The organism is Allorhizobium ampelinum S4 (genome assembly GCF_000016285.1).
GTDB lineage: Bacteria > Pseudomonadota > Alphaproteobacteria > Rhizobiales > Rhizobiaceae > Allorhizobium > Allorhizobium ampelinum.
Map to the genome: position 1 here is coordinate 3,691,061 of NC_011989.1, position 21,534 is coordinate 3,712,594.

Below are 21,534 nucleotides of genomic sequence, written 5' to 3' on the forward strand. Positions count from 1 at the left end.
CGGCTGAGATCACTCTCAGCCGGTTTTCTTGTGTCAAATAATGAAGGTTTTACAAGCTAATGGCGAAAGCCCCGTCCTTTTCAGTCACCGCTGCGCCATTGGCCGTGACGTCGTAACCAGAACCATCAGCCTTGCGGCTAGCGGTGATGGCCACGGCCTTGCCGCCAATGCTGACCTCTGCCTCGTAGGAGGAAAGGCTGGATGGCAAGGCAGGCTTCAGGCTGATGCCCTCACCCTGGCGGTGGATGCCGAGGAAGCCTTCCAGCGCGAAGCGGTAGAGCCAGCCAGCAGAGCCGGTATACCAGGTCCAGCCGCCGCGCCCTTCATAGCCGGGGCCGCCATAGACATCGGCTGCCACGACATAGGGCTCGACCCGGTAACGATCGGCTTCATCCGTGGTCTCGGCATGATGAACCGGGTTCAGCATCGAGAACACTTTCCAGGCCTCATCGTTGCGGCCAAGCTTGGACAGAGCCAGACCCGTCCAGATTGCCGCATGCGTATATTGGCCGCCGTTTTCGCGCACGCCTGGCGGATAGGACTTGATGTAGCCCGGGTCCAGACGGCTCTTTTCGAACGGCGGAGTGAAGAGGCGAACGATCCCAACTTCGTCATCGATCAGCCGTCCGACCACAGAGTTCATGGCCTGCTGCTGACGCTCCGGCTCGGCAAAGCCAGACAGAACCGACCAGGACTGGGCGATAGCATCAATGCGGCATTCGTCCGACTGGTCAGAGCCCAATGGATCGCCATCATCGAAATAGCCACGGCGGTAGTGATCGCCATCCCAACCGGCTTTTTCCAGCGCAGCCTTCAGGCTCTTCAGGTATTTCGCCCAGGCCTTGACGCGGGCGCTGTCCTTGCGCTCCTCGGCAAAGGGCGTGAACACCGTCAACGCATTGGCAAGGAACCAGCCGAGCCAGACGCTTTCGCCGCGTCCGGCAACGCCGACCCGGTTCATGCCGTCGTTCCAGTCACCGCCAAGGATCAGCGGCAGACCGTTGGTGCCGGTGCGGGTGATGGCGAGATCAAGCGCCCGCGCCGCATGTTCGTAGAGCGGTGCCTTTTCAGCGGAAATTTCCGGCTTGAAGAAGGCGTCGTGGCGACCAAGGGCCAGCGTCGGACCATCGAGGAAGCTAACGTCTGTATCCAGGATCGCCTTGTCGCCGGTGGCCGTGACATAGGAATGGACGGCATAGGCCAGCCAGACCACGTCATCGGAGATCGTGCTGCGAATGCCGGCACCGTTCTGCGGCAACCACCAATGCTGCACGTCACCTTCTTTGAACTGCCGTGAAGCAGCGTTGAGGATCTGGTCACGAGCAAGCTCTGGCCGGTAGAGCAGGAAGGCCAGGCTATCCTGCAACTGGTCGCGGAAACCATAGGCGCCCGATGCCTGATAGAAACCGGCGCGTGCCTTGATGCGGCAGGCCAGCGTCTGATAGGGCAGCCAGTGATTGACCATATGGTCGAAAGCCTTATCGCCAGTCTTCACCTTGATATGGCCGGTGAAATCACCCCAGAAGGATTTAGCCTCGGTCAGTGCGCCGTCAAAGCCCTTGGCTTTGGCAGCCGCAATGACGCTTCGCGCCTGCTCGATGCTTTCGGCATCGCCCAGCAGGAAAGTGACGGATGCTTCTTCGCCCGGCTGCAAGGTGATGTCGAAGGCCAGTGCCGCACAGGGATCGCCTTCCGGATCGATGGAGCCGGACAGCGGCGAGCCCTTGGCCACGGCCTGTGGCATCTTGATATCGCCATGCCGACCGATGAATTCGCGGCGGCTGGAGGCAAAGCCCGACGCCGTTTCCACGGCGGTCAGGAAGGCGAAGCGACCCGAATAGTCGATGCTATAGGGGTTGGTCGCCATCAGCGACCCGGTTTCCGCATCATGGGACGGCAGCACGAATGCCGCCGTCTTCTGCGGATTGTTGCCGAGAATCCATTCGACATAACCGTAGCTGCGCAGACGACGAGCGCTATCGCCGGTATTGCGGATCGTAAGCCGGGTAAAGCGGACCGGCTCGACCTGATCGACTGTGACCGTCAGTTCGACGGCAAGTCCAGCAGCCTCGGTCGAGAACACCGAGTAACCAAGGCCATGACGGGTCTCATAGACGACATCCTGCCGGTTGCTGGCGGCAGAGATCGGGCTGACCACCTCACCGCTGTCGAGATCGGCCACATAGAAGGCCTCGCCGGTACGGTTGGTGACAGCATCGTTCGACCATGGTGTCAGCTGATAGTCGCGCGAATTGCGGCTCCAGGTGAAGCCCGAGCCTTCGGCTGCGATATGGAAGCCGAAATTGTCGTTGGAGATCACGTTGATCCACGGCTGCGGCGTCGATTGGCCAGGGCCAAGCCGCACCACATATTCGGCACCATCGGCAGCAAAACCACCATAGCCGTTCCAGAACTCCAGATCGCTACCATCAATGATTGGAGCAACAAGATCAGCACGGCCAGCCATGACCGGCACTGGCGGATACCAGTCGGCGTCAATGGCGTCCACACCGCGCGGTGCTGCAAACAGCTCGGCGGCATGCGTCACCTGATCGGTGATCTTGCCATTGCGGGCATGGAGCACGACGCGGGCGGCGGCGAGCACGGCATTCCAGCCGCTGTCGTCCATCAGGTCGCGCCGCACCGCAAACACGTGTTGCTGGCCACCTTCGGCCTGCTTGGTGCGCATGCCCTCAGCCAACTGTTCCAGAGCATGCTGCATATCCTGCGCATAGGATGCGGCCCGCTCGTTGAGGATCACGACATCGGTCACCACGCCGTGGCGTTGCAGATAATCCTGGGCGCTCAAAGCTTCGCGGACCACTTCGGTGTCCATCTCGTCGTTGATGCGCACCGCGAAGATCGGATAATCGCCGGAGATCGAGTTTGGCCACAGCGCCGATTGCGAGGCGAGACCGGCGCGCACGGTTTCCGGATCGGCCCGCAGATGCATGTCGGGATAGACCAGATAGCGACCAAGCTGCTGGAAGGCGGCAGCCTGCTGCGAGGTGATGCCGATATGGCGCATCTCGACCTGGGTGCGGGTCCAGGCATGCAGCATTTCGTGGTTGAACGCATCGGGATGACGATAACGCTCAATGGCCACATCCACTTCCTGACGGCTTGGTGCGGCAATGGTCCAATAGACCACGCTAACCTTCTTACCAGCGGGAACGCGCAGCACGCGACGGAAGCTGGCGATTGGATCAAGTGTAAACCCGTCCGAACCCGATAGAACCGCGTCTGGATCAAAGGCCGCAGCCTCGGCCAGCGTGCGGCCACGACCGATGAACTTGTAGCGGTCGGTCTCGAATTCAGTATTGCGGCCCGGTCCCGATGTGTCGGAGACCAGATGCGCCACGCAGATATCCGGATCGCTCGGCGAACGCTTGTTGCGCTCAATGCGGATCACGTCACCCTTGCGGCCAAGCTCGGTTTTCACGAACATCCGCGAGAACACCGGATGCGCGTTGTCGTTGTCGTCGCTCGACAGAACCGGCTCCATATAGGAGGTCACTTCGATGAAGCGGTCCTCGGTGCCGGTGTTGAGCAAGGTGACACGACGGCCTTCGGCGTCATGTTCGGTGGCAACCACGCATTCGACAGTCGAGGTGATATCGCCGACGGTCTTGGTGAACTCCGCCTTGTCGTCGCTGAACACCACACGGGTCTTTTCCTCGGCGGCCCGGCGCGGCGCAGCGGTCGTTGACCACCATTCGCCCGACGCCGTATCGCGCAGGAAGATGAAGGTGCCGTTGCGATCTTCGGTCGGATCGGCCTTCCAGCGGGAAACGGAGAGGCCATTCCAGCGGGAGAAGCCAGAGCCGGTGGCCGTCAGCATCACCGAATAATGGCCGTTCGACAGCAATACCAGTTCGCGGTCCTTCGAAAGCGGATCGGTAATGGTGCGGATTTCCGGACGCAGCAGGTCGGCCTGGCCCTTACCGGGGGTCTGCGGCTCGTATTTGGCGCTCATCACAGGAATTTCGCGCGGTGCCTTTTCCTGCAACAGCAGTTCGGCTGCCTCGATCACCGGATCGGCGTGGAAGAGTTCACGCAACAAGCCGTTGAAGGTGACGTTGGCAATCGCCGCAATCGACATGCCGTGATGGTGGGCATAGTAATTGTAGACGACCGCGCAGGTCTTGCCCTTCGGCACCCGGGTCGGGGTGAAATCGACAGCGTCATGGAAACCATAGGCGCCAAGCGCGCCAAGCGCCCGGAGCTTTTTCAGGTTTTCAGCCGCTGCCTTCGGATCATACTGGCTGGCGAGAATCGACGCATAGGGCGCGATAACCGCGTTCTGGCCAAGGCCGCGCTTCAGGCCGAGAGTAGGCACGCCGAAATTGGTATATTGATAGGCGAGCGCATGGTCGCGGGCGTTGAAGGCCGCTTCCGAAATACCCCAGGGGATATTGAGGCGCTTGCCATGGTTCATCTGTTCCTTGACGATCAGGTTGTTCGTCTGGTTCAGAATACCGCCCTGCCGTTCCTGCATGACCAGCGGTGGCATCAGATATTCGAACATCGAACCGGACCAGGAGACCAGCGCGGCACGTGAGCCAATCGGCACGACCTGACGTCCCAGCTTGTACCAATGTTCGGTGGGCAGATCGCCCTTGGCAATGGCAAACAGCGAGGTCAGACGAGCTTCGGAGGCCAGAAGGTCGTAGCAGGCCTCGTCCAGTTCCATGGTTTCGACGCGATACCCGATGGAAAGCAGACGCCGTTCCTTGCGGAACAGGAAGGCGAAATCCATGGAAAACGCGAGGTCGCGGCTGCGGTCACGCAGGCTGGCCAAACGCTGGCGCAGCGGCTCGATATTGGACAGGTCGAAGGCGCTATCGGCGATATGGGATTCGCAGACCGCCACCAGTGCCTCACTCCAACGCAACAGGTCCGTGCTCTTGTCAGAGCGCAGCTCGTGGTGAAGATTGGCCGCCAGCTTCTGGATGTCACGCGCCAGAACCGCGAGGTTGATCACCCGGATCGAGGCGAATTCATGCTCGCGCTTGACCGAGGCCAGCGCATTGTTGAAGCCGATGATCCGCTCATAGAGGCGAGTGCGCAACGGGCGCACGGTCTTGCGGTCGTCAGGCAGTTCCTTCAGCGCTTCCATCAGGATGCCACCGACATCGCCGATGCCATCAAGGCTGCCCTGGAGATGGGCAGACGGGGCTTCAGCCCAATGGCGGCAGGCAGACGAAATCGCAATCAGATGGCCGGCAAGATTGCCGCTATCGACCGCCGAGATATAACGGTTGCCGAGCGATTTCAGCGTATCGGTATGATACCAGTTGTAAAGATGGCCCCGGAACTTGTCCATCTTCTCGACAGTGCCGATGGTCTGTTCCAGCTTTTCGATGGTCTGCTCGAAACCGAGCCAGCCGAAGTGACGGGCCGAGACAATCGACAACAGATAGACGCCGATATTGGTCGGCGAGGTACGCCGTGCCACCACTGGCTCCGGCGTTTCCTGGAAATTGTCCGGCGGCAGGAAATGTTCGCCAGCATTGGCGAAGGTCTCATAATAGCGCCAGGTGCGGCGCGCGATGCGGCGCAGTTCGATGACGGTTTCTTCCGGCACCAGCAACCGGTCTTCCGTCTCGGCGGACTGGCTGACATACCAGGCAACCAGCGGCGACAGCACCCACATCAGCGTGAAGGGCAGGCCGATCAACGCGCCGTAGCCAGCTTCATAGGCCGAAAGGCCGAAGGCGACGAGGGCGAGCGTCGGTGCATAACGCATCGTGCGGTAATAAGTCGGAATACTGCCTTGCGCCACCGACTGAATGCTGGCGGCAGTGCGCCATTCCAGCAGCAGCTTGCGGCTGACCAGCAGGCGATACATCGAGCGAACGATAGCATCGGCCATCATGCAGGCCATATCGGCGATGAAGACGATACGAAGTGCCACTTGCGCATTGGCACCGCGCAAATCGGCCCAGAGCGACTGGAAGTGTGCGCTTGGCACAATATCCGTCTGGCGTGGTACCAGCGCGTTGATCAGCGAAATGGTCGGCGCAACGAACAGCGAGAAGATCAGCAGCAATTGCCAGATCAGCGTATCGATCGGGCTCATGGCGAACCAGCCGATCACGGACGCGGCGAACCAGGCAATCGGGGTCAGCGACCGGCGCAGGTTGTCGACCATTTTCCAACGGCCAAGCGAGGTAATACCGCGCTTCGGATCGAGGATATAGGGCAGCAACTGCCAGTCGCCCCGCGCCCAGCGATGCTGGCGGGAAATTTCCACTTCGTAGCGGGTCGGAAAATCCTCGACCAGTTCGACATCGGTCACCAGCGCACAGCGGGCGAACGAGCCTTCGAGCAGGTCGTGGCTGAGGACGGTATTCTCGTCGATCTGGCCCTTGATGGCACGCTCGAAAGCATCGACATGGTAAAGGCCCTTACCGGTGAAGCTGCCTTCACCGGTAATGTCCTGATAGACATCAGAAACGGTAAAGACGTAAGGATCGAGACCGCGATTGATCGAAAACACCCGCTGGAACACCGAGGCGTCCTTGCCTGTGGTCAGCGAGGGGGTGACACGCGGCTGAAGAATCCCATACCCGCTGACCACACGACCGGTTTCCGGGTCATGCACAGGCCGATTGATCGGATGATACATCTTGCCGACCATCTTGGTCACGGCATCGCGCATCAGCCGGGTGTCGGCGTCCAGCGTCATCACATATTGCACGCCATCCGGCACCGTATTGGCGCCCGGCAGGTAGGATGTATCCTTGTCGCCGCGCAACAGCAGGTTCAACTCATGCAGCTTGCCCCGCTTGCGCTCCCAACCCATCCAGCAATCTTCCTGGGGATTGAACAGACGGCGGCGGTGCAGGAAATAGAAACGGGTCTTGCCGTCTTCGTTGTAGCGGGCGTTTAGCACAGCCATTTCCCGCTTGGCATATTCCAGCACTTCGAGATCGGCTTCGGTCTCTTCGACCTTGGCATCCGGCCAGTCGCTGAGCAGCGAAAAATACACTTCGCCACGCGGATTGGTGAGGTAATGGACTTCCAGATTGCGGACCAATTCATCGACATGGTCGCGCTTGGAGATCATGCAGGGAACGGCAACCAGCGTGCGGGCATCGTCCGGAATGCCCTCCTTGAACTCGTAACCGACCAGACGGGCGGGCTTCAGGACAAAGGTGGACAGCGTGTTGAACAGGCCGGTTGCACCTTCGGATGCCGGCAAAGCAAACAGCACGACAAGAATGGCGATCAGCGGCACCGAAAGGCCAGCATAAGACAGGTACCAGGCAACAAGCGCCAGCGCCAATGCCGTCAGCGCCAGGACAGGCAGGGCAATGGCCAGCCAGTGCAACCGTTTGAAGCTGCGGGTAACAGCAATATGCGCCGGCACGCGATAACCGACCGCGCGTTCCAGCGCTTCCTTCTGCGCCCCCACGAGAACGCTGCCGACATTGGACGGCGCATCGGAGAGATCACCGGTCGAGGCGGCGGCCTTCGACAGATCGATGGCGATCTGGGCTATTTCCAGCTCGCTTTTGTCGGAACGGCGGGCCAGCTTTTCAATCGTGTTGCGGTAGCTGTTGCGCGAACCGAAATCCAGCGCTTCGTAATCGCTGTGGCTGCGCAGAATCTTGTCAACATGGCTGACCTCTTCGACCCAGACCGACCATTCGGTATCGTCGATGGTGCGCAGCCCCTTGATGATACTGCCCATGCTGACATTGCCGGACGAAAGCCGGTTATGCTCGGCGGCCATCGCCTCTTCGGTGGTGCGGCCATTGGCCTCCAACCGCTGCTCCAGCCAGCTGACGGCAACGGCGGATGTCTGCGAACCGTTGCGCAAGCGATAGAGAAACTGGGTGGCGAATGTATTGTCGTCGGCGAGTGATTCCAGCTGCTTCAAATATTCGCGGCAGGCGGCTTCGTCGTTCAGCCGGACGATTTCGTCAGCGGCCTCATTGGCCTTGCGCCGCATCTGCCGGGATTTTTCCACCCGGGTCGAAATGCGCCGCAGGTTTTCCACCAGCACGAAGCGCACCATGGACGGCAGCGCCCACAATTCGCCGATTTCAAGCGAATGCTCGGACTGATAGCCTTCCGCCAGCGCCGTCATGCTTTCGCGCGTCACCGTGGAATGGGTATGAGCTACATAGAGCCAGGCCAGCGCCATGACGCGGGGAATAATCCGGTCGCCGACCTTGACCGTCGGCAATTGCCGATAGAATTTCTTGGGAAAGTCGCGGCGGACTTCCTGGATCGCTTCTTCGATAATGTAGTGATTGTCCAGCAGCCATTCGGCAGCAGGCGTAATCGTCGCTCCCGCCTCGACATCGGCGGCGGTGGTGCGATAAACGCGCAGGATTTCCCGCTCGTTTTCCTTATGCCGGGCGAAGAAATCGAAATCGAAGAAACCCGGAAGCGTGCTCATCACCGAAGTGGCGAGAGCCTTGGATTTCTCCTGCAACTCATCGATTGTCAGATAGGTGGCCCGGATCGAATCGTTGTGATCGATATTGCGGGTTTCTGTATCGCGTGGCGCTGTGGATGGCGTCATAGATGGGGACATGTTTTCGAATCTGTTACCAGCAAGAGTGAAATCTGCCGCATTGGGAGGATGCAGCACTTACATATGCGCAACGGGGCCTAGGGAAAGGCCCGCGGCTGCGGGAAAATCAATACGTCCATGACAGGCGCCTTTAAAAAAGGCTTGGTCAGGCGTTATACCAAGTCTCGAAGATGCTGACGCATCCTCGCCTTGAAGGCATTGCAAATATCTCAAATGCATCAATCGCTTGAGATATTTGCAAACGGAATACGAAGAGTCATCTTCAATGACTCCACGTATTAATCCGTCAATCCGGCAAGACGGGTGGAGATGCTCTAAACAGAGTTTCACGACGATAACCACTTCCTTTGCTTGGGCTCATCCATCTGCCGGTCCTTTGCAAATGATGTCTTCCCGGCAATTTTGTCGGCACGACTGTTCATCCTAGCCTTCCACCCTGCAATGCGCAGTTTGAACCGAAGCTGAACGGGTGTTAGGGTCTTCCTCTATAAATCCACGTAGGACTAATCCAAGACCCTCCGCCCGAGGTGGACTTTTCGAATCGGAAACAGACCATCCACATTTTAGGTTAACTATGTCTCTCTTTTTCTCCAATGCCATGAAAGATGTCGTCGAGATCAGGCGCTACCTCCATCAGCACCCGGAACTGGGGCTTTCGGAGTTTCACACCTCCGATTATGTCGCGGGAAAACTGGAAGCCATGGGCTATGAGGTGACCAGGGGCCTGGCCCGCACCGGCATTGTCGCCACCTTGCGCAATGGGACCAGTCAGCGTTCCCTAGGGCTACGCGCGGATTTCGATGCCCTGCCGATCACTGAGGAAACCGGCCTCGACTATGCCAGCCTCACTCCCGGCCTGATGCATGCCTGCGGCCACGACGGTCACACGGCCATGTTGCTCGGTGCTGCCGGTATTCTGGCCGAACGCCGCAATTTCGATGGCATCGTGCATCTGATTTTCCAGCCAGCGGAAGAAAACTTCGGCGGCGCGCGGTTGATGATCGAAGACGGATTGTTCGAGCGCTTCCCCTGCGATGCGGTGTTTGGCCTGCATAACGACCCCGGCATTGCATTTGGTCATTTCGCGTTCCGGGAAGGGCCGATCATGGCCTCGGTGGATGAATGCAAGATCACCGTGATCGGCCGGGGCGGCCACGGTGCCGAACCGCAAAGCACCAGCGATCCGATCGTTGCAGGCGCCAGCATTATCATGGCGCTGCAAACCATCGCGTCGCGCAATATCCACCCGCTCGATCCCGTCGTCGTCACCGTCGGGGCCTTTCATGCCGGTGCCGCCAGCAATGTGATACCGGAGCGGGCGGACATGGTGCTGACCATCCGCAGCTTCGACGATCATGTGCGCGATGAATTGGAAAGCCGCATTCGCTCGATTGCCGAGGGGCAGGCGGCAAGCTACGGCATGACCGTGGAGATCGACTATGAGCGGGGCTATCCGGCCACCGTCAATCACAAGGCGGAAACCGATTACGTGCGCGATCTTGCCAGACGCTTTGCCGGCGAAGGCAAGGTTTTCGATATGCCGCGTCCGACCATGGGCGGCGAGGATTTCGCCTATATGCTCCAGGAAAAGCCCGGCACATACTTCTTCCTCGGCACCAAACGCACCGAAAACGACCCGCCACTCCATCATCCGCGCTATGATTTTAATGACGATATCATCCCGACCGGCACGGCATTCTGGGTGGAACTGGTGGAAAGCCGCCTGAAGCTGGAATAGGGTATTCCAAGGATATTCAGAAACGCTCTGTTCAAGGCGATAATGCAGACAAACAAAAGGCGCGGCTCCCTGCGGAACCGCGCCTTTCTTCAACAGATAGAATAATTGATTTATCAGGCCTTCACCGCGACCTTGTCGTCATCGTTCAACAGGCCGCTGGTGTGCAACAAGGCTGCAAAACGGCCACCCTTGGCGCTCAATTCGTCATAGCCACCCATTTCGACAATACGGCCATGGTCCAGGAACAGCACCTGGTCGGCTTCACGCACAGTCGATAGCCTGTGGGCAATGATAAAGGTCGTGCGGTTCTGGCGCAGCCGGTCGATAGCGGATTTTACCCGCTCTTCGGTCTCCACGTCGAGCGCACTGGTTGCCTCGTCCAGCACAAGGATCGGCGCATCCTTCAGGATGGCACGGGCAATGGCGATACGCTGCCGTTCACCGCCTGACAGACGGTTGCCACGCTCACCGACATCGGTATCGAAGCCAGACAGACGGCTTTCGATGAAGTCGGTGGCCGCAGCAGCCTCAGCCGCCTTGACGATATCCTCGTCCGTCGCATTTTCGCGCCCGATGCGGATGTTATCGGCAATCGACCGGTTGAGAATGCCAGCATCCTGAAACACAGTCGCAATCGAGTTGCGCAGCGACTGGCGGGTAATGGTGGAAATATCGGCGCCATCGATCAGGATCTGCCCCTGCTGCGGCTCATGCACCCGTTGCAGCAGGTTGATCAACGTCGTCTTGCCGGCACCGGTCGGCCCGACGATGGCAATCGTCTGCCCAGCCTTGACCGTAAAGGAAACGTCCTTGACGCCCTGGGTCGTATTGGCAAAATCGAAGGAGACATGGCGGAATTCGACATCGCCGCGCACGCTCTGCAAGTCGCGATTGCCGACCGGCTCATCACGATCCTGCACGGAATCCTCCAGCACGTAGAAATCTTCAAGCTTGGCGCGCGCCTCGAAGATCTGCGTCGAAAACTGGCGCATCTGGTCGAGACGGGCGATCAGCAGATTGGCAAAGCCGATGAAGGCGATAACGTCGCCGACCCGCAACTCGCCGCTCTGCACCAGCATAGTGCCGATAATCAGGATGATCAGCATCGAAGCGGTAGAGGCGATGCGATTGAGGCCGCTGGCAATCGCCCACCAGTCCAGCACCGGATACTGGGCGTCGAGCAGCTTGCTGGTAAAGGTCTTCAGCGCCGAGGTTTCGGCCTGGATACGGTTATAGCTATGCACCACCGAGACGTTGCTGATCGTGTCGCTAACATGGGAAAACACCGTGTGGTAGTGGCTCTCGACGGAGGCCTGACCATCCTTGGTCTTGTCCATCACCATCTTGCCGATCGCCACATAGATCAGACCAAGCACGATCAGCACCAGGGTCAGGCGTACATCCATGGAAAAGGCGGTCGGCACCAGCAACACGAGCGCCACTGCCGTGGCCAAATGGGTTCTCATGAATTCCAGCCAGAGGCCGAACAGCGTCTCGCTGGCGCGCAGCAGCGTATGCAACGCATTGGACGTGCCGCGCTGGTGGTGCCAGGACAGCGGCATGGAAATGATCCGGCCAAAGGCTTCGGTCAGCAGGCTGGCCCGACGGCCATGCGCCAGCCGATCGGCTTCGCGGGCGACAAGCACGAAAGCAATGGTGTTGAATATGCCAAAGCCGCCCCAGAGGAACAGAATATCCTTGACTGGCTTGCCACTGGAAATTGCGTCAATGATCCAACCAAACAGGATCGGCTCGGCAATGGTGATCACCGCCAATATGATATTGGCTGCCACCACGATGCTGACCTTCAGACGGTAAGCGGCAAGATATTGCAAGGCTCGCCAGTAAATTTGTAACAGGGACATGGCGTCAGTTTCTCCTGATCGGCTTCGAATTGGCCGGTTGAGGCATCGTATCACGATATTTTAAGGAGACGAACCTGAACGCTGCCTATACAGACCCGCAGATGTTGTGCAAAGTCCGGTTTTGGAATTCTCTTTTTCACCATGCTTGCTATGGGTAAAATTTCAGGTAGCCGAATTAACAAACACATAAGCTTAACGTGTATTTTAAGAAATAGTGTTTGATAATAATTAGAGAATGTTAATGTTCAGTCTGGTGCTGGACCTAGGGGGTGCGTGTGAGTGTCAATCATCTCATACAGTTTTTGGCTGTATCTCAGGGATGCCGAAGTCGCGAGGAGCTGATCCTAGAATTGGAGAAACTCCTCGAATTTTATAAATTCGATTATTACGGCCTCGTGCGCAGTCCCAAACCTGACCAAAACCCCATGTCGCTGGTGCTTGCAGGACGCTGGCCGGAAAAATGGCCGCAGGTCTATATCACGAAAAAATTCGTGCTGATCGACCCTGCCATTCGCTATCTGGCGCAAGCGCAACGGCCGTTCCGTTGGAGCGAAACGCTGACGGCATTCAGCCAGGACCCACATTTCAAACGCATGCAGCGGATGATGATGGATGCCCAGCGCTTTGGTCTCGAGGAAGGCTATATCTTCCCCATCCACGGGCGGGGCGGATTGCTGGCCAACATGACCATTGGCGGACGACCGGTGGAACTGACCCCGATTGAGATCATGCTGTTCGACACGGTGGCGAAATGCGCCTTCTGGCGGCTGGCGGAAATCAATGGCGAAGACGAACTGCTGTCGATGGTGCAAAAAGTCGATGTGCGCCTGACCCGACGCGAGCTTGAAATTCTCAATTATCTCGGGGAGGGCATGACCTCGAACGAGATGAGCAAGTTGCTCGAGATTTCGAACCACACCGTCGATTGGTACGTCAACGAATTGCAGGATAAGTTGAACGCCAAAAACCGGCAACATATGGTAGCAATCGCTTATCGACTCGGCCTGATCAGCTGATATTTTCATCGTTCTGCTGACTTGCCTAAATTGCGCGATGTCTTGCAAACCGCTATGGATTCTCTTCGCAGGCGCACAATGAGCGCCTGATGAAGAGGAGGCCCATTTGTCTATTTCCAAGATCCTAGTTGCCAATCGCTCCGAAATCGCCATCCGCGTGTTTCGGGCTGCCAATGAACTCGGCATAAAAACGGTCGCCATCTGGGCTGAGGAGGACAAGCTCTCCCTGCATCGCTTCAAGGCGGACGAAAGCTATCAGGTCGGTCGCGGCCCGCATCTGAAGCGGGATCTCGGCCCGATCGAAAGCTATCTTTCCATTGAGGAAATCATCCGCGTCGCCAAACTGTCAGGCGCGGACGCCATCCATCCGGGCTATGGCCTCCTGTCCGAAAGTCCTGAATTTGTCGATGCCTGTAACGATGCAGGTCTGATTTTCATCGGCCCGCGATCCGACACGATGCGGCAATTGGGCAACAAGGTCGCCGCCCGCAATCTGGCGGTCGAAGTCGGCGTTCCCGTGGTGCCAGCCACCGAACCGCTGCCTGATGACATGGACACCGTGGCCAAAATGGCGGGCGAGATCGGCTATCCGCTGATGCTCAAGGCGTCCTGGGGCGGTGGCGGGCGCGGCATGCGGGTGATCCGCTCCGAAAGCGATCTGGCGCGCGAAGTCACGGAAGCCAAGCGCGAGGCAAAGGCCGCCTTTGGCAAGGATGAAGTCTATCTGGAAAAGCTGGTGGAAAATGCCCGCCATGTCGAAAGCCAGATCCTCGGCGATACCCATGGCAATGCCGTGCATCTGTTCGAACGCGATTGCTCGGTGCAGCGCCGCAACCAGAAAGTCGTGGAACGGGCACCCGCCCCCTATCTTTCCGAGGAGCAGCGCCAGGAACTTGCCGCCTATTCGCTCAAAATTGCCAGAGCCACCGGCTATATCGGTGCCGGCACCGTCGAATATCTGATGGATGCCGATACCGGAAAATTCTATTTCATCGAGGTCAACCCGCGCATCCAGGTCGAGCATACCGTCACCGAAGTGGTGACCGGTATCGACATCGTCAAGGCGCAGATCCATATCCTCGAAGGCTTTGCGATCGGCACGCCGGAATCGGGCGTTCCCCGCCAAGAAGACATCCGCCTGCATGGCCATGCCCTGCAATGCCGGGTCACGACCGAGGACCCGGAGCATAATTTCATTCCCGATTACGGTCGCATCACCGCCTATCGTTCGGCAGCGGGTTTCGGCATCCGGCTCGATGGCGGCACCGCCTATACCGGGGCGATCATCACTCGTTTCTATGATCCGCTGTTGGTGAAAGTGACAGCTGCTGGCGCTTCACCACAGGAAGCGATTAGCCGGATGGATCGGGCGCTGCGCGAATTCCGTATCCGCGGTGTCGCCACCAATCTCACCTTCCTGGAAGCGATCATCGGACACCCGAAATTTCGCAATAATACCTATACGACACGCTTTATCGATACCACGCCGGAACTGTTCGCCCAGGTCAAGCGCCAGGACCGGGCAACCAAGCTGCTGACCTATCTGGCCGACGTCACCGTCAACGGCCACCCGGAAACCAAGGGCCGTCCCAAGCCCTCGGACAAGGCGGCAAAGCCAGTCATTCCCTATATCGATGCCGGTATCACCGATGGCACCAAGCAGAAGCTTGATGCGCTGGGGCCAAAGGGCTTTGCCGAGTGGATGCGCAACGAACCGCGTGTGCTGCTGACCGACACGACCATGCGCGACGGCCATCAATCGCTGCTGGCCACCCGGATGCGCACAAATGACATTGCCCGGATCGCCAGCGTCTACGCCCGCGCCCTGCCCAATCTACTCTCGCTGGAATGCTGGGGCGGCGCGACCTTTGACGTGTCCATGCGGTTCCTGACGGAAGATCCGTGGGAGAGGCTGGCACTGATCCGCGAAGGCGCACCCAACCTGCTGCTGCAAATGCTGCTACGCGGCGCAAACGGTGTCGGCTATACCAATTACCCCGACAATGTCGTCAAATATTTTGTCCGCCAAGCGGCAAAGGGCGGCATCGACCTGTTCCGGGTGTTCGATTGCCTGAACTGGGTCGATAATATGCGCGTCTCCATGGATGCCGTGCAGGAAGAAAACAAGCTGTGCGAGGCCGCAATCTGCTATACCGGCGATCTCCTGAACAGCGCCCGACCGAAATACGACCTGAAATATTATACGGCTCTCGCCGCCGAACTGGAAAAAGCAGGCGCCCATATCATTGCCGTCAAGGACATGGCCGGGTTGCTCAAACCCGCTGCCGCGAAAGTCTTGTTCAAGGCGCTGCGTGAGGCGACCAGCCTGCCGATCCATTTCCACACCCATGACACATCGGGTATTTCAGCCGCCACTGTGCTGGCAGCCATTGATGCCGGTGTCGATGCCGTGGATGCCGCTATGGATGCGCTGTCGGGCAATACGTCCCAGCCCTGCCTCGGCTCAATCGTCGAGGCTCTAGCCGGAACCGAGCGCGACCCAGGGCTCGATCCGGAATGGATCCGTCGCATTTCCTTCTATTGGGAAGCGGTCCGCGGCCAATATGCGGCCTTCGAAAGCGACCTCAAAGGCCCGGCCTCCGAAGTCTATCTGCATGAAATGCCAGGCGGCCAGTTCACCAACCTGAAGGAACAGGCCCGTTCGCTGGGGCTGGAAACCCGCTGGCACGAGGTGGCGCAGACCTATGCCGACGTCAACCAGATGTTCGGCGACATCGTCAAAGTCACGCCCTCATCCAAGGTGGTAGGCGATATGGCGCTGATGATGGTGGCACAAGATCTGACGGTGGACGATGTCGAGAATCCGGATAAGGACATTGCCTTCCCCGATTCGGTCGTCTCGATGCTAAAGGGTGATCTCGGCCAACCACCCGGCGGCTGGCCGCAGAGCCTGCAAAAGAAGGCATTGAAGGGCGAAAAGCCGTATACGGCTGTGCCGGGCTCACTTTTACCGCCCGCCGATCTTGATGCCGAACGCAAGACCATCGAGGACAAGCTGGAGCGCAGTGTCAGTGATTTCGAATTCGCGTCCTACCTGATGTATCCGAAGGTGTTCACCGATTTCGCCCTGGCCTCCGATACCTATGGCCCGGTCTCGGTCCTGCCGACCCATTCCTATTTCTACGGCATGGGCGATGGCGAGGAATTGTTTGCCGAAATCGAAAAAGGCAAGACACTTGTCATCGTCAATCAGGCAGCCAGTGCTCCCGATGCCCAGGGCCTGGTGACGATGTTTTTCGAGCTGAACGGTCAGCCACGCCGTATCAAGGTGCCGGACCGCAGCCATGGAGCCTCCGGGGCCGCCGCCCGCCGCAAGGCGGAGGCCGCCAATGCCGCACATATCGGCGCACCGATGCCTGGTGTCATCTCGCGGGTCTTCGTCGCGGCCGGACAGGCCGTGAAAGCCGGAGACGTGCTGCTGTCCATCGAAGCCATGAAGATGGAAACCGCGCTGCATGCCGAACGCGATGGCAAGATTGCCGAAGTGCTGGTGAAAGCCGGTGACCAGATCGACGCCAAGGACCTGCTGATCGGCCTTGAGGCATAACAAACTACTGCATAATTCCTTAAATCAGAATCGATTTAAGGAGAAAATTATGTAGCAGATTCAAAGTATTACAGCGTCCTTTGTGCGTTTTATAAAACGCACGGCGCTGTAGAGAGGTGGCGCGCCCATCAGGATGCGCCGCCCTTATCTTGGAAACTTTTTCTTCGAAATTTTGCAGACGTTACGACCGGTCGGCCATTCCATCATCAACACTTTCCTCGATCCGTTCCATATCATCATCGGAGAGGCCGAAATGATGACCGATCTCATGGATCAGCACATGGGTGACGATATCGCCCAGCGTTTCTTCATTCTCAGCCCAATAATCGAGAATGGGGCGGCGATAGAGGGTGATTTTATTGGGGACCTCGCCGGTTTCCATGCTGAAACGCTCGGAAATGCCGCGTCCTTCGAACAGACCCAACAGATCAAAAGGCGTTTCGAGGGCCATGTCTTCAAACACGTCGTCGGTGGGAAAATCGGCAATCTCGATGATCAGGTTTCCGGTCAGGTCCCGAAATTCCTTCGGTAAATTGCCGAAAGCTTCGATCGCCAGCGACTCGAATGTGCTGATGGTCGGCGCGTGTTTTTCGCGCCAGTCGTCGGATTGGTCTACCCGGGCCATGGGAACTCCTACTACAGCGCCGCGCAGGACTGACATCGCGCACCCGCCATAACACTCGAATGGACTGTGGAGGCCTGTCACCGACCGGCTCGAAGGTCAGGTAAGGGTCGTTCCGCAGTAAGATCCCCCATATAGTCTGTTTAATTGCACTTTACGAGTGCCATTCAAAACCCGGCCAGTTCCGCTTGAAAATGCTGGTAATATGAACTGCCATTGAAGCCGACAGTTCATTTTCTTATTCGTTCACAGAGAGAATGCGTGAGCGACTTGGTGAAGGGGGCGGAGAGACCCCGACCCCTTTGCAAAGACTGAGAGAAATAGTCTCAGGCGGATGCTTTGTTCTGCCGGTTGGCAATCAGGTCGTCGACAACGCCAGGATCGGCGAGCGTCGATGTATCGCCCAGCGCGCCAAAATCGTCCTCGGCGATCTTGCGCAGGATGCGGCGCATGATCTTGCCGGAGCGGGTTTTCGGCAGGCCGGGAGCGAACTGAACCTTGTCGGGAGAGGCAATCGGGCCGATTTCGGAACGGACATGCTTGATCAGCGTCTGACGTAGTTCCTCATTGCCCTCATGGCCCGCCATCAGCGTCACATAGCAATAAATACCCTGACCCTTGATGCCGTGCGGATAACCGACCACGGCGGCTTCCGAGACCAGATGATGCGAGACCAGCGCCGATTCCACTTCGGCAGTTCCCAGACGGTGGCCGGACACATTCAGCACGTCATCGACACGACCGGTGATCCAGTAATAACCGTCCTCGTCGCGTCGGCAGCCATCTCCAGTGAAATACTTACCCTTATAGGTGGAGAAATAGGTCTGGACGAAGCGATTGTGGTCGCCGTAAATCGTCCGGGCCTGGCCCGGCCAGCTGTCGATCAGGCAGAGATTGCCATCGGCAGCGCCTTCCAGCACCTTGCCTTCATTGTCCACCAGTTCCGGCTTGACGCCAAAGAACGGCCGGGTCGCGGAACCGGGCTTGAGATCCGTGGCGCCGGGCAGGGGGCTGATCAGAATACCGCCCGTCTCGGTCTGCCACCAGGTATCGACAATGGGGCAGCGCTGATCACCGACCACGTTATAATACCACTCCCAGGCTTCCGGATTGATCGGCTCACCGACCGAGCCCAGCAATCGCAGGCTTGAGCGCGAGGAACGCTTGACGAAATCGTCTCCGGCCCCCATCAGCGACCGGATGGCGGTGGGCGCGGTATAGAAAATATTGACCTTGTGCTTGTCGATGATTTCCCAGAACCGTCCCTGGTCGGGGAAATTGGGCACGCCTTCGAACATCACCGTCGTCGCGCAATTGGCCAGCGGCCCGTAGACGATATAGGAATGGCCGGTCACCCAACCCACGTCTGCCGAGCACCAGAATATCTCGCCGTCCTTGTAGTCGAACACATATTCGTGGGTCATCGCCGCATAGACGAGATAGCCACCGGTCGTGTGCAGCACGCCCTTTGGCTTGCCGGTGGAGCCGGAGGTGTAGAGAATGAACAGCGGATCTTCCGCCTTCATCTTCACCGGCGGGCAATCCGGCTTCACCTTGGCGATTTCCTGATGGTACCAGAGATCGCGCCCCGGAGCCCAGCCGACCTTGCCGCCCGTACGGCGCACCACCAACACCTTGTTGACGATGACATATTGTTTCGCCGCAATGTCGATGGCGACATCGGTGTTTTCCTTGAGCGCCACCGGCTTGCCGCCGCGCACCCCTTCATCACAGGTGATCACGAAGGTCGATTCGCAATCGACGATCCGGCCAGCCAGGGCTTCAGGCGAAAAACCGCCAAACACCACCGAATGCACAGCACCAATACGCGAACACGCCAGCATGGCGTAGGTCGCTTCCGGCACCATGGGCATATAGATGGTGACGCGGTCGCCTTTCTTGACGCCATGCGCTTTCAGCACATTGGCAAGCCGGCAGACATTGTCATAAAGCTGGTTGTAGGTAATCCGCTTGTCGATATAGGGATTGTCCCCTTCCCAGATGATCGCGGTGCGCTCACCATGGGTTTTCAGATGGCGGTCGATGCAATTGTAGGAGACATTGGTCAGCCCGTCCTCGAACCATTTGATCGGCACCTTGCCCTTGAAACTGGTATTCTTGGCCTTGGTATAGGGCTTGAACCAATCGATCCGCTTGCCGTGCTTGGACCAGAATTTCTCCGGCTCCTCAATGCTTTCCTCGTACCATTTCAGGTATTTGTCGTTATCGATCAAAGCCTGGGCCTTCGCGGCCTTTAAAACGGGATAGGTCTTCGCAGACATGAAATCCTCCTGATGTGACGCAGCCATGACAGGCTGCGGAGAGCTCCTCACCTCTCTCAACATGCGACCTGGCATGATGCGGTGCAGTGGCTCTGCATCATGATATAGGTGTCATACTGCCAATTCTTATCAGGTCGCCACATGGCGGCAATTAGACAAAGGTCATTTGTCTTTCAAAGAATTGCATTTCTGCGTCAACCGGCGTATATAGCCGGTGATTTCCCGGAAATTCTGGTTGTATCCACGGCTCGCGCCCGACGGCGCGTACCTACAGAAGGATTGTAATTGCATGGCCCAGACACTGCTTATGCCAAAGGCAACGGCCGTATGGCTCGTAGACAATACGGCGCTGTCATTCGAGCAGATCGCCCAGTTCTGCAAGCTGCACCCGCTTGAGGTAAAAGCCATTGCCGATGGCGAAGCCGCGCAAGGCATCAAGGGTCTTGATCCCATTGCCACCGGCCAGCTTTCCCGCGACGAGATCGCGCGCGGCGAAAAAGACATTGCCCACAAGCTGAAGATTTCCGAGCCGAAGGTGCGCGTGCCTGATTCGAAGCGCCGTGGCCCCCGCTATACGCCGGTCTCCAAGCGTCAGGACCGCCCGAACGCCATTCTCTGGCTGGTGCGCAATCATCCTGAGCTGAAGGATGCGCAGATTTCCCGGCTGGTCGGCACCACCAAGAGCACGATCGAGCAGATCCGCGACCGCAGCCACTGGAACTCGGCCAATCTCGCCCCAATGGACCCGGTGACGCTTGGCCTGTGCAGCCAGATCGATCTGGACATGGAAGTGGAAAAGGCCTCGAAGGGCCGGCCTCTGCCGACGGCTGCCGAGCTGGGTGCCACCCTGCAATCAGCTTCGCAGACCGAACATCTCGATTTCTACGCCCAGGAAGAGGAAAAGGAAATCGACGCCAATGCCGTGTTCAAGAAGCTGCAATCGCTGAAATCGACTACTCCCGAAGAAGAAGACGATCAGTATTGATCCTCAGCTTTCATTGTGGAAAATTCAAACCCCGGTGGCTCCGCCCCGGGGTTTTATTCTGCGGGTTTTATTGGTGAAATCACCAGCCCTTACAGTCTGTTCAAGAATTGCTGCTGGCCTGGCGAAAATGGTGATTTCGAGAACCGGAACGGAGCGTACTTAAGGTACGTGAGTACCGGAAGCGGAGAAATTGCCATTTGCAGACGGCCAGCGGCGATTATTGAACGGGCTGTCAGCGATGGCCGAAAATCGCCGATCCAACCCGCACGCTGGTCGCGCCGAAAGCAATTGCAGTTTCGTAATCGCCGGACATGCCCATCGACAAGCGCGAAACGCCGCATTCCCCGGCAAGTTTTGCCAGAAGAGCGAAATGCGGACCAGGATTTTCCTCCGCAGGCGGAATGCACATCAAGCCCTCGATCTCCAGACCGAGTTCAGAGCGACAAAGATCAACAAAAGCCTTGGTTTCCTGCGGGGCAATACCCGCCTTTTGCGGCTCCAAGCCGGTATTGACCTGCACATAAAGCCGCAGCTGCCGGCCCTGCTTGGCCATTTCCTCGGCCAGCGCGCGGGCGATTTTTTCCCGGTCCACCGTCTCAATCACATCGAACAGCGCCACGGCTTCCGCTGCCTTGTTGGATTGCAACGGTCCGATCAAATGCAGCTCGATCTCAGGTGTTTCGGCTTTCAGCTCCGGCCATTTTCCCTGCGATTCCTGCACCCGGTTTTCACCAAACACCCGCTGGCCATGCAGGATGACCGGACGGATCGCCTCCGCATCGAAGGTTTTGGAAACGGCGACCAGCGTCACCGCCTCCGGGGTCCGATCGGCTTCTTGGGCCGCAGCAGCGATCCGGGTCCGTACCTCATCCAGTCGTTCTTCAATGGTCATTGCAAGCCATCCGTA

9 protein-coding genes are annotated in these 21,534 nt (G+C 58.2%); 4 read left to right on the plus strand and 5 right to left on the minus strand.

The window, feature by feature from the left end; genetic code table 11:
• Nucleotides 1–49: 49 nt before the first annotated feature.
• A complete protein-coding gene (locus AVI_RS17295) occupies nt 50–8,551 on the minus strand; it encodes a glycoside hydrolase family 94 protein (RefSeq protein ID WP_015917585.1) in 8,502 nt (2,833 codons plus the stop codon).
• Between the two features lie 598 nt (nt 8,552–9,149).
• On the opposite strand from AVI_RS17295, the gene AVI_RS17300 reads away from it, so the two are divergent.
• Nucleotides 9,150–10,289 carry a M20 aminoacylase family protein gene (locus AVI_RS17300; protein WP_015917586.1) on the plus strand — a complete coding sequence of 380 codons (1,140 nt, stop codon included), beginning with the start codon at nt 9,150–9,152 and terminating at the stop codon, nt 10,287–10,289.
• A gap of 113 nt (nt 10,290–10,402) precedes the next feature.
• Here the strand turns inward: AVI_RS17300 and AVI_RS17305 are convergent, their stop codons facing one another.
• Complete coding sequence (locus tag AVI_RS17305; RefSeq protein ID WP_015917587.1) at nt 10,403–12,154, minus strand: glucan ABC transporter ATP-binding protein/ permease; 1,752 nt, start codon at nt 12,152–12,154, stop codon at nt 10,403–10,405.
• Between the two features lie 275 nt (nt 12,155–12,429).
• On the opposite strand from AVI_RS17305, the gene AVI_RS17310 reads away from it, so the two are divergent.
• Together AVI_RS17310 and pyc are read left to right on the plus strand one after the other, a co-directional pair.
• Nucleotides 12,430–13,170, plus strand: coding sequence for a helix-turn-helix transcriptional regulator (locus AVI_RS17310; RefSeq protein ID WP_015917588.1), 741 nt, complete (start codon nt 12,430–12,432; stop codon nt 13,168–13,170).
• Between the two features lie 106 nt (nt 13,171–13,276).
• On the plus strand, nt 13,277–16,738 hold the full coding sequence (gene pyc, locus AVI_RS17315) for a pyruvate carboxylase (protein WP_015917589.1): 3,462 nt from the start codon (nt 13,277–13,279) through the stop codon (nt 16,736–16,738).
• A 181-nt stretch (nt 16,739–16,919) separates the two neighbouring features.
• Here pyc and AVI_RS17320 read toward each other — a convergent pair whose 3' ends face one another.
• Both AVI_RS17320 and acs read right to left on the minus strand, forming a co-directional pair.
• A complete protein-coding gene (locus tag AVI_RS17320; protein WP_015917590.1) occupies nt 16,920–17,363 on the minus strand; it encodes a metallopeptidase family protein in 444 nt (147 codons plus the stop codon).
• Nucleotides 17,364–17,686: 323 nt separating this feature from the next.
• On the minus strand, nt 17,687–19,642 hold the full coding sequence (gene acs, locus AVI_RS17325) for an acetate--CoA ligase (protein WP_015917591.1): 1,956 nt from the start codon (nt 19,640–19,642) through the stop codon (nt 17,687–17,689).
• Nucleotides 19,643–19,931: 289 nt separating this feature from the next.
• Between acs and AVI_RS17330 the strand changes: the two genes are divergently transcribed.
• Complete coding sequence (locus AVI_RS17330) at nt 19,932–20,627, plus strand: DUF1013 domain-containing protein (protein WP_015917592.1); 696 nt, start codon at nt 19,932–19,934, stop codon at nt 20,625–20,627.
• Nucleotides 20,628–20,859: 232 nt separating this feature from the next.
• Here the strand turns inward: AVI_RS17330 and AVI_RS17335 are convergent, their stop codons facing one another.
• Nucleotides 20,860–21,519 (minus strand): YggS family pyridoxal phosphate-dependent enzyme, encoded by a 660-nt coding sequence (locus tag AVI_RS17335; protein WP_015917593.1) that lies wholly within the window; start codon nt 21,517–21,519, stop codon nt 20,860–20,862.
• Nucleotides 21,520–21,534: the final 15 nt, after the last annotated feature.

What these genes read in the sequence shown, in the direction of transcription:
- AVI_RS17295 (WP_015917585.1), bottom strand. Translation starts at nt 8,551, where the DNA reads ATGTCCCCATCTATGACGCCATCCACAGCGCCACGCGATACAGAAACC.
- AVI_RS17300 (WP_015917586.1), top strand. Translation starts at nt 9,150, where the DNA reads ATGAAAGATGTCGTCGAGATCAGGCGCTACCTCCATCAGCACCCGGAA.
- AVI_RS17305 (WP_015917587.1), bottom strand. Translation starts at nt 12,154, where the DNA reads ATGTCCCTGTTACAAATTTACTGGCGAGCCTTGCAATATCTTGCCGCT.
- AVI_RS17320 (WP_015917590.1), bottom strand. Translation starts at nt 17,363, where the DNA reads ATGGCCCGGGTAGACCAATCCGACGACTGGCGCGAAAAACACGCGCCG.
- acs (WP_015917591.1), bottom strand. Translation starts at nt 19,642, where the DNA reads ATGTCTGCGAAGACCTATCCCGTTTTAAAGGCCGCGAAGGCCCAGGCT.
- AVI_RS17330 (WP_015917592.1), top strand. Translation starts at nt 19,932, where the DNA reads ATGGCCCAGACACTGCTTATGCCAAAGGCAACGGCCGTATGGCTCGTA.
- AVI_RS17335 (WP_015917593.1), bottom strand. Translation starts at nt 21,519, where the DNA reads ATGACCATTGAAGAACGACTGGATGAGGTACGGACCCGGATCGCTGCT.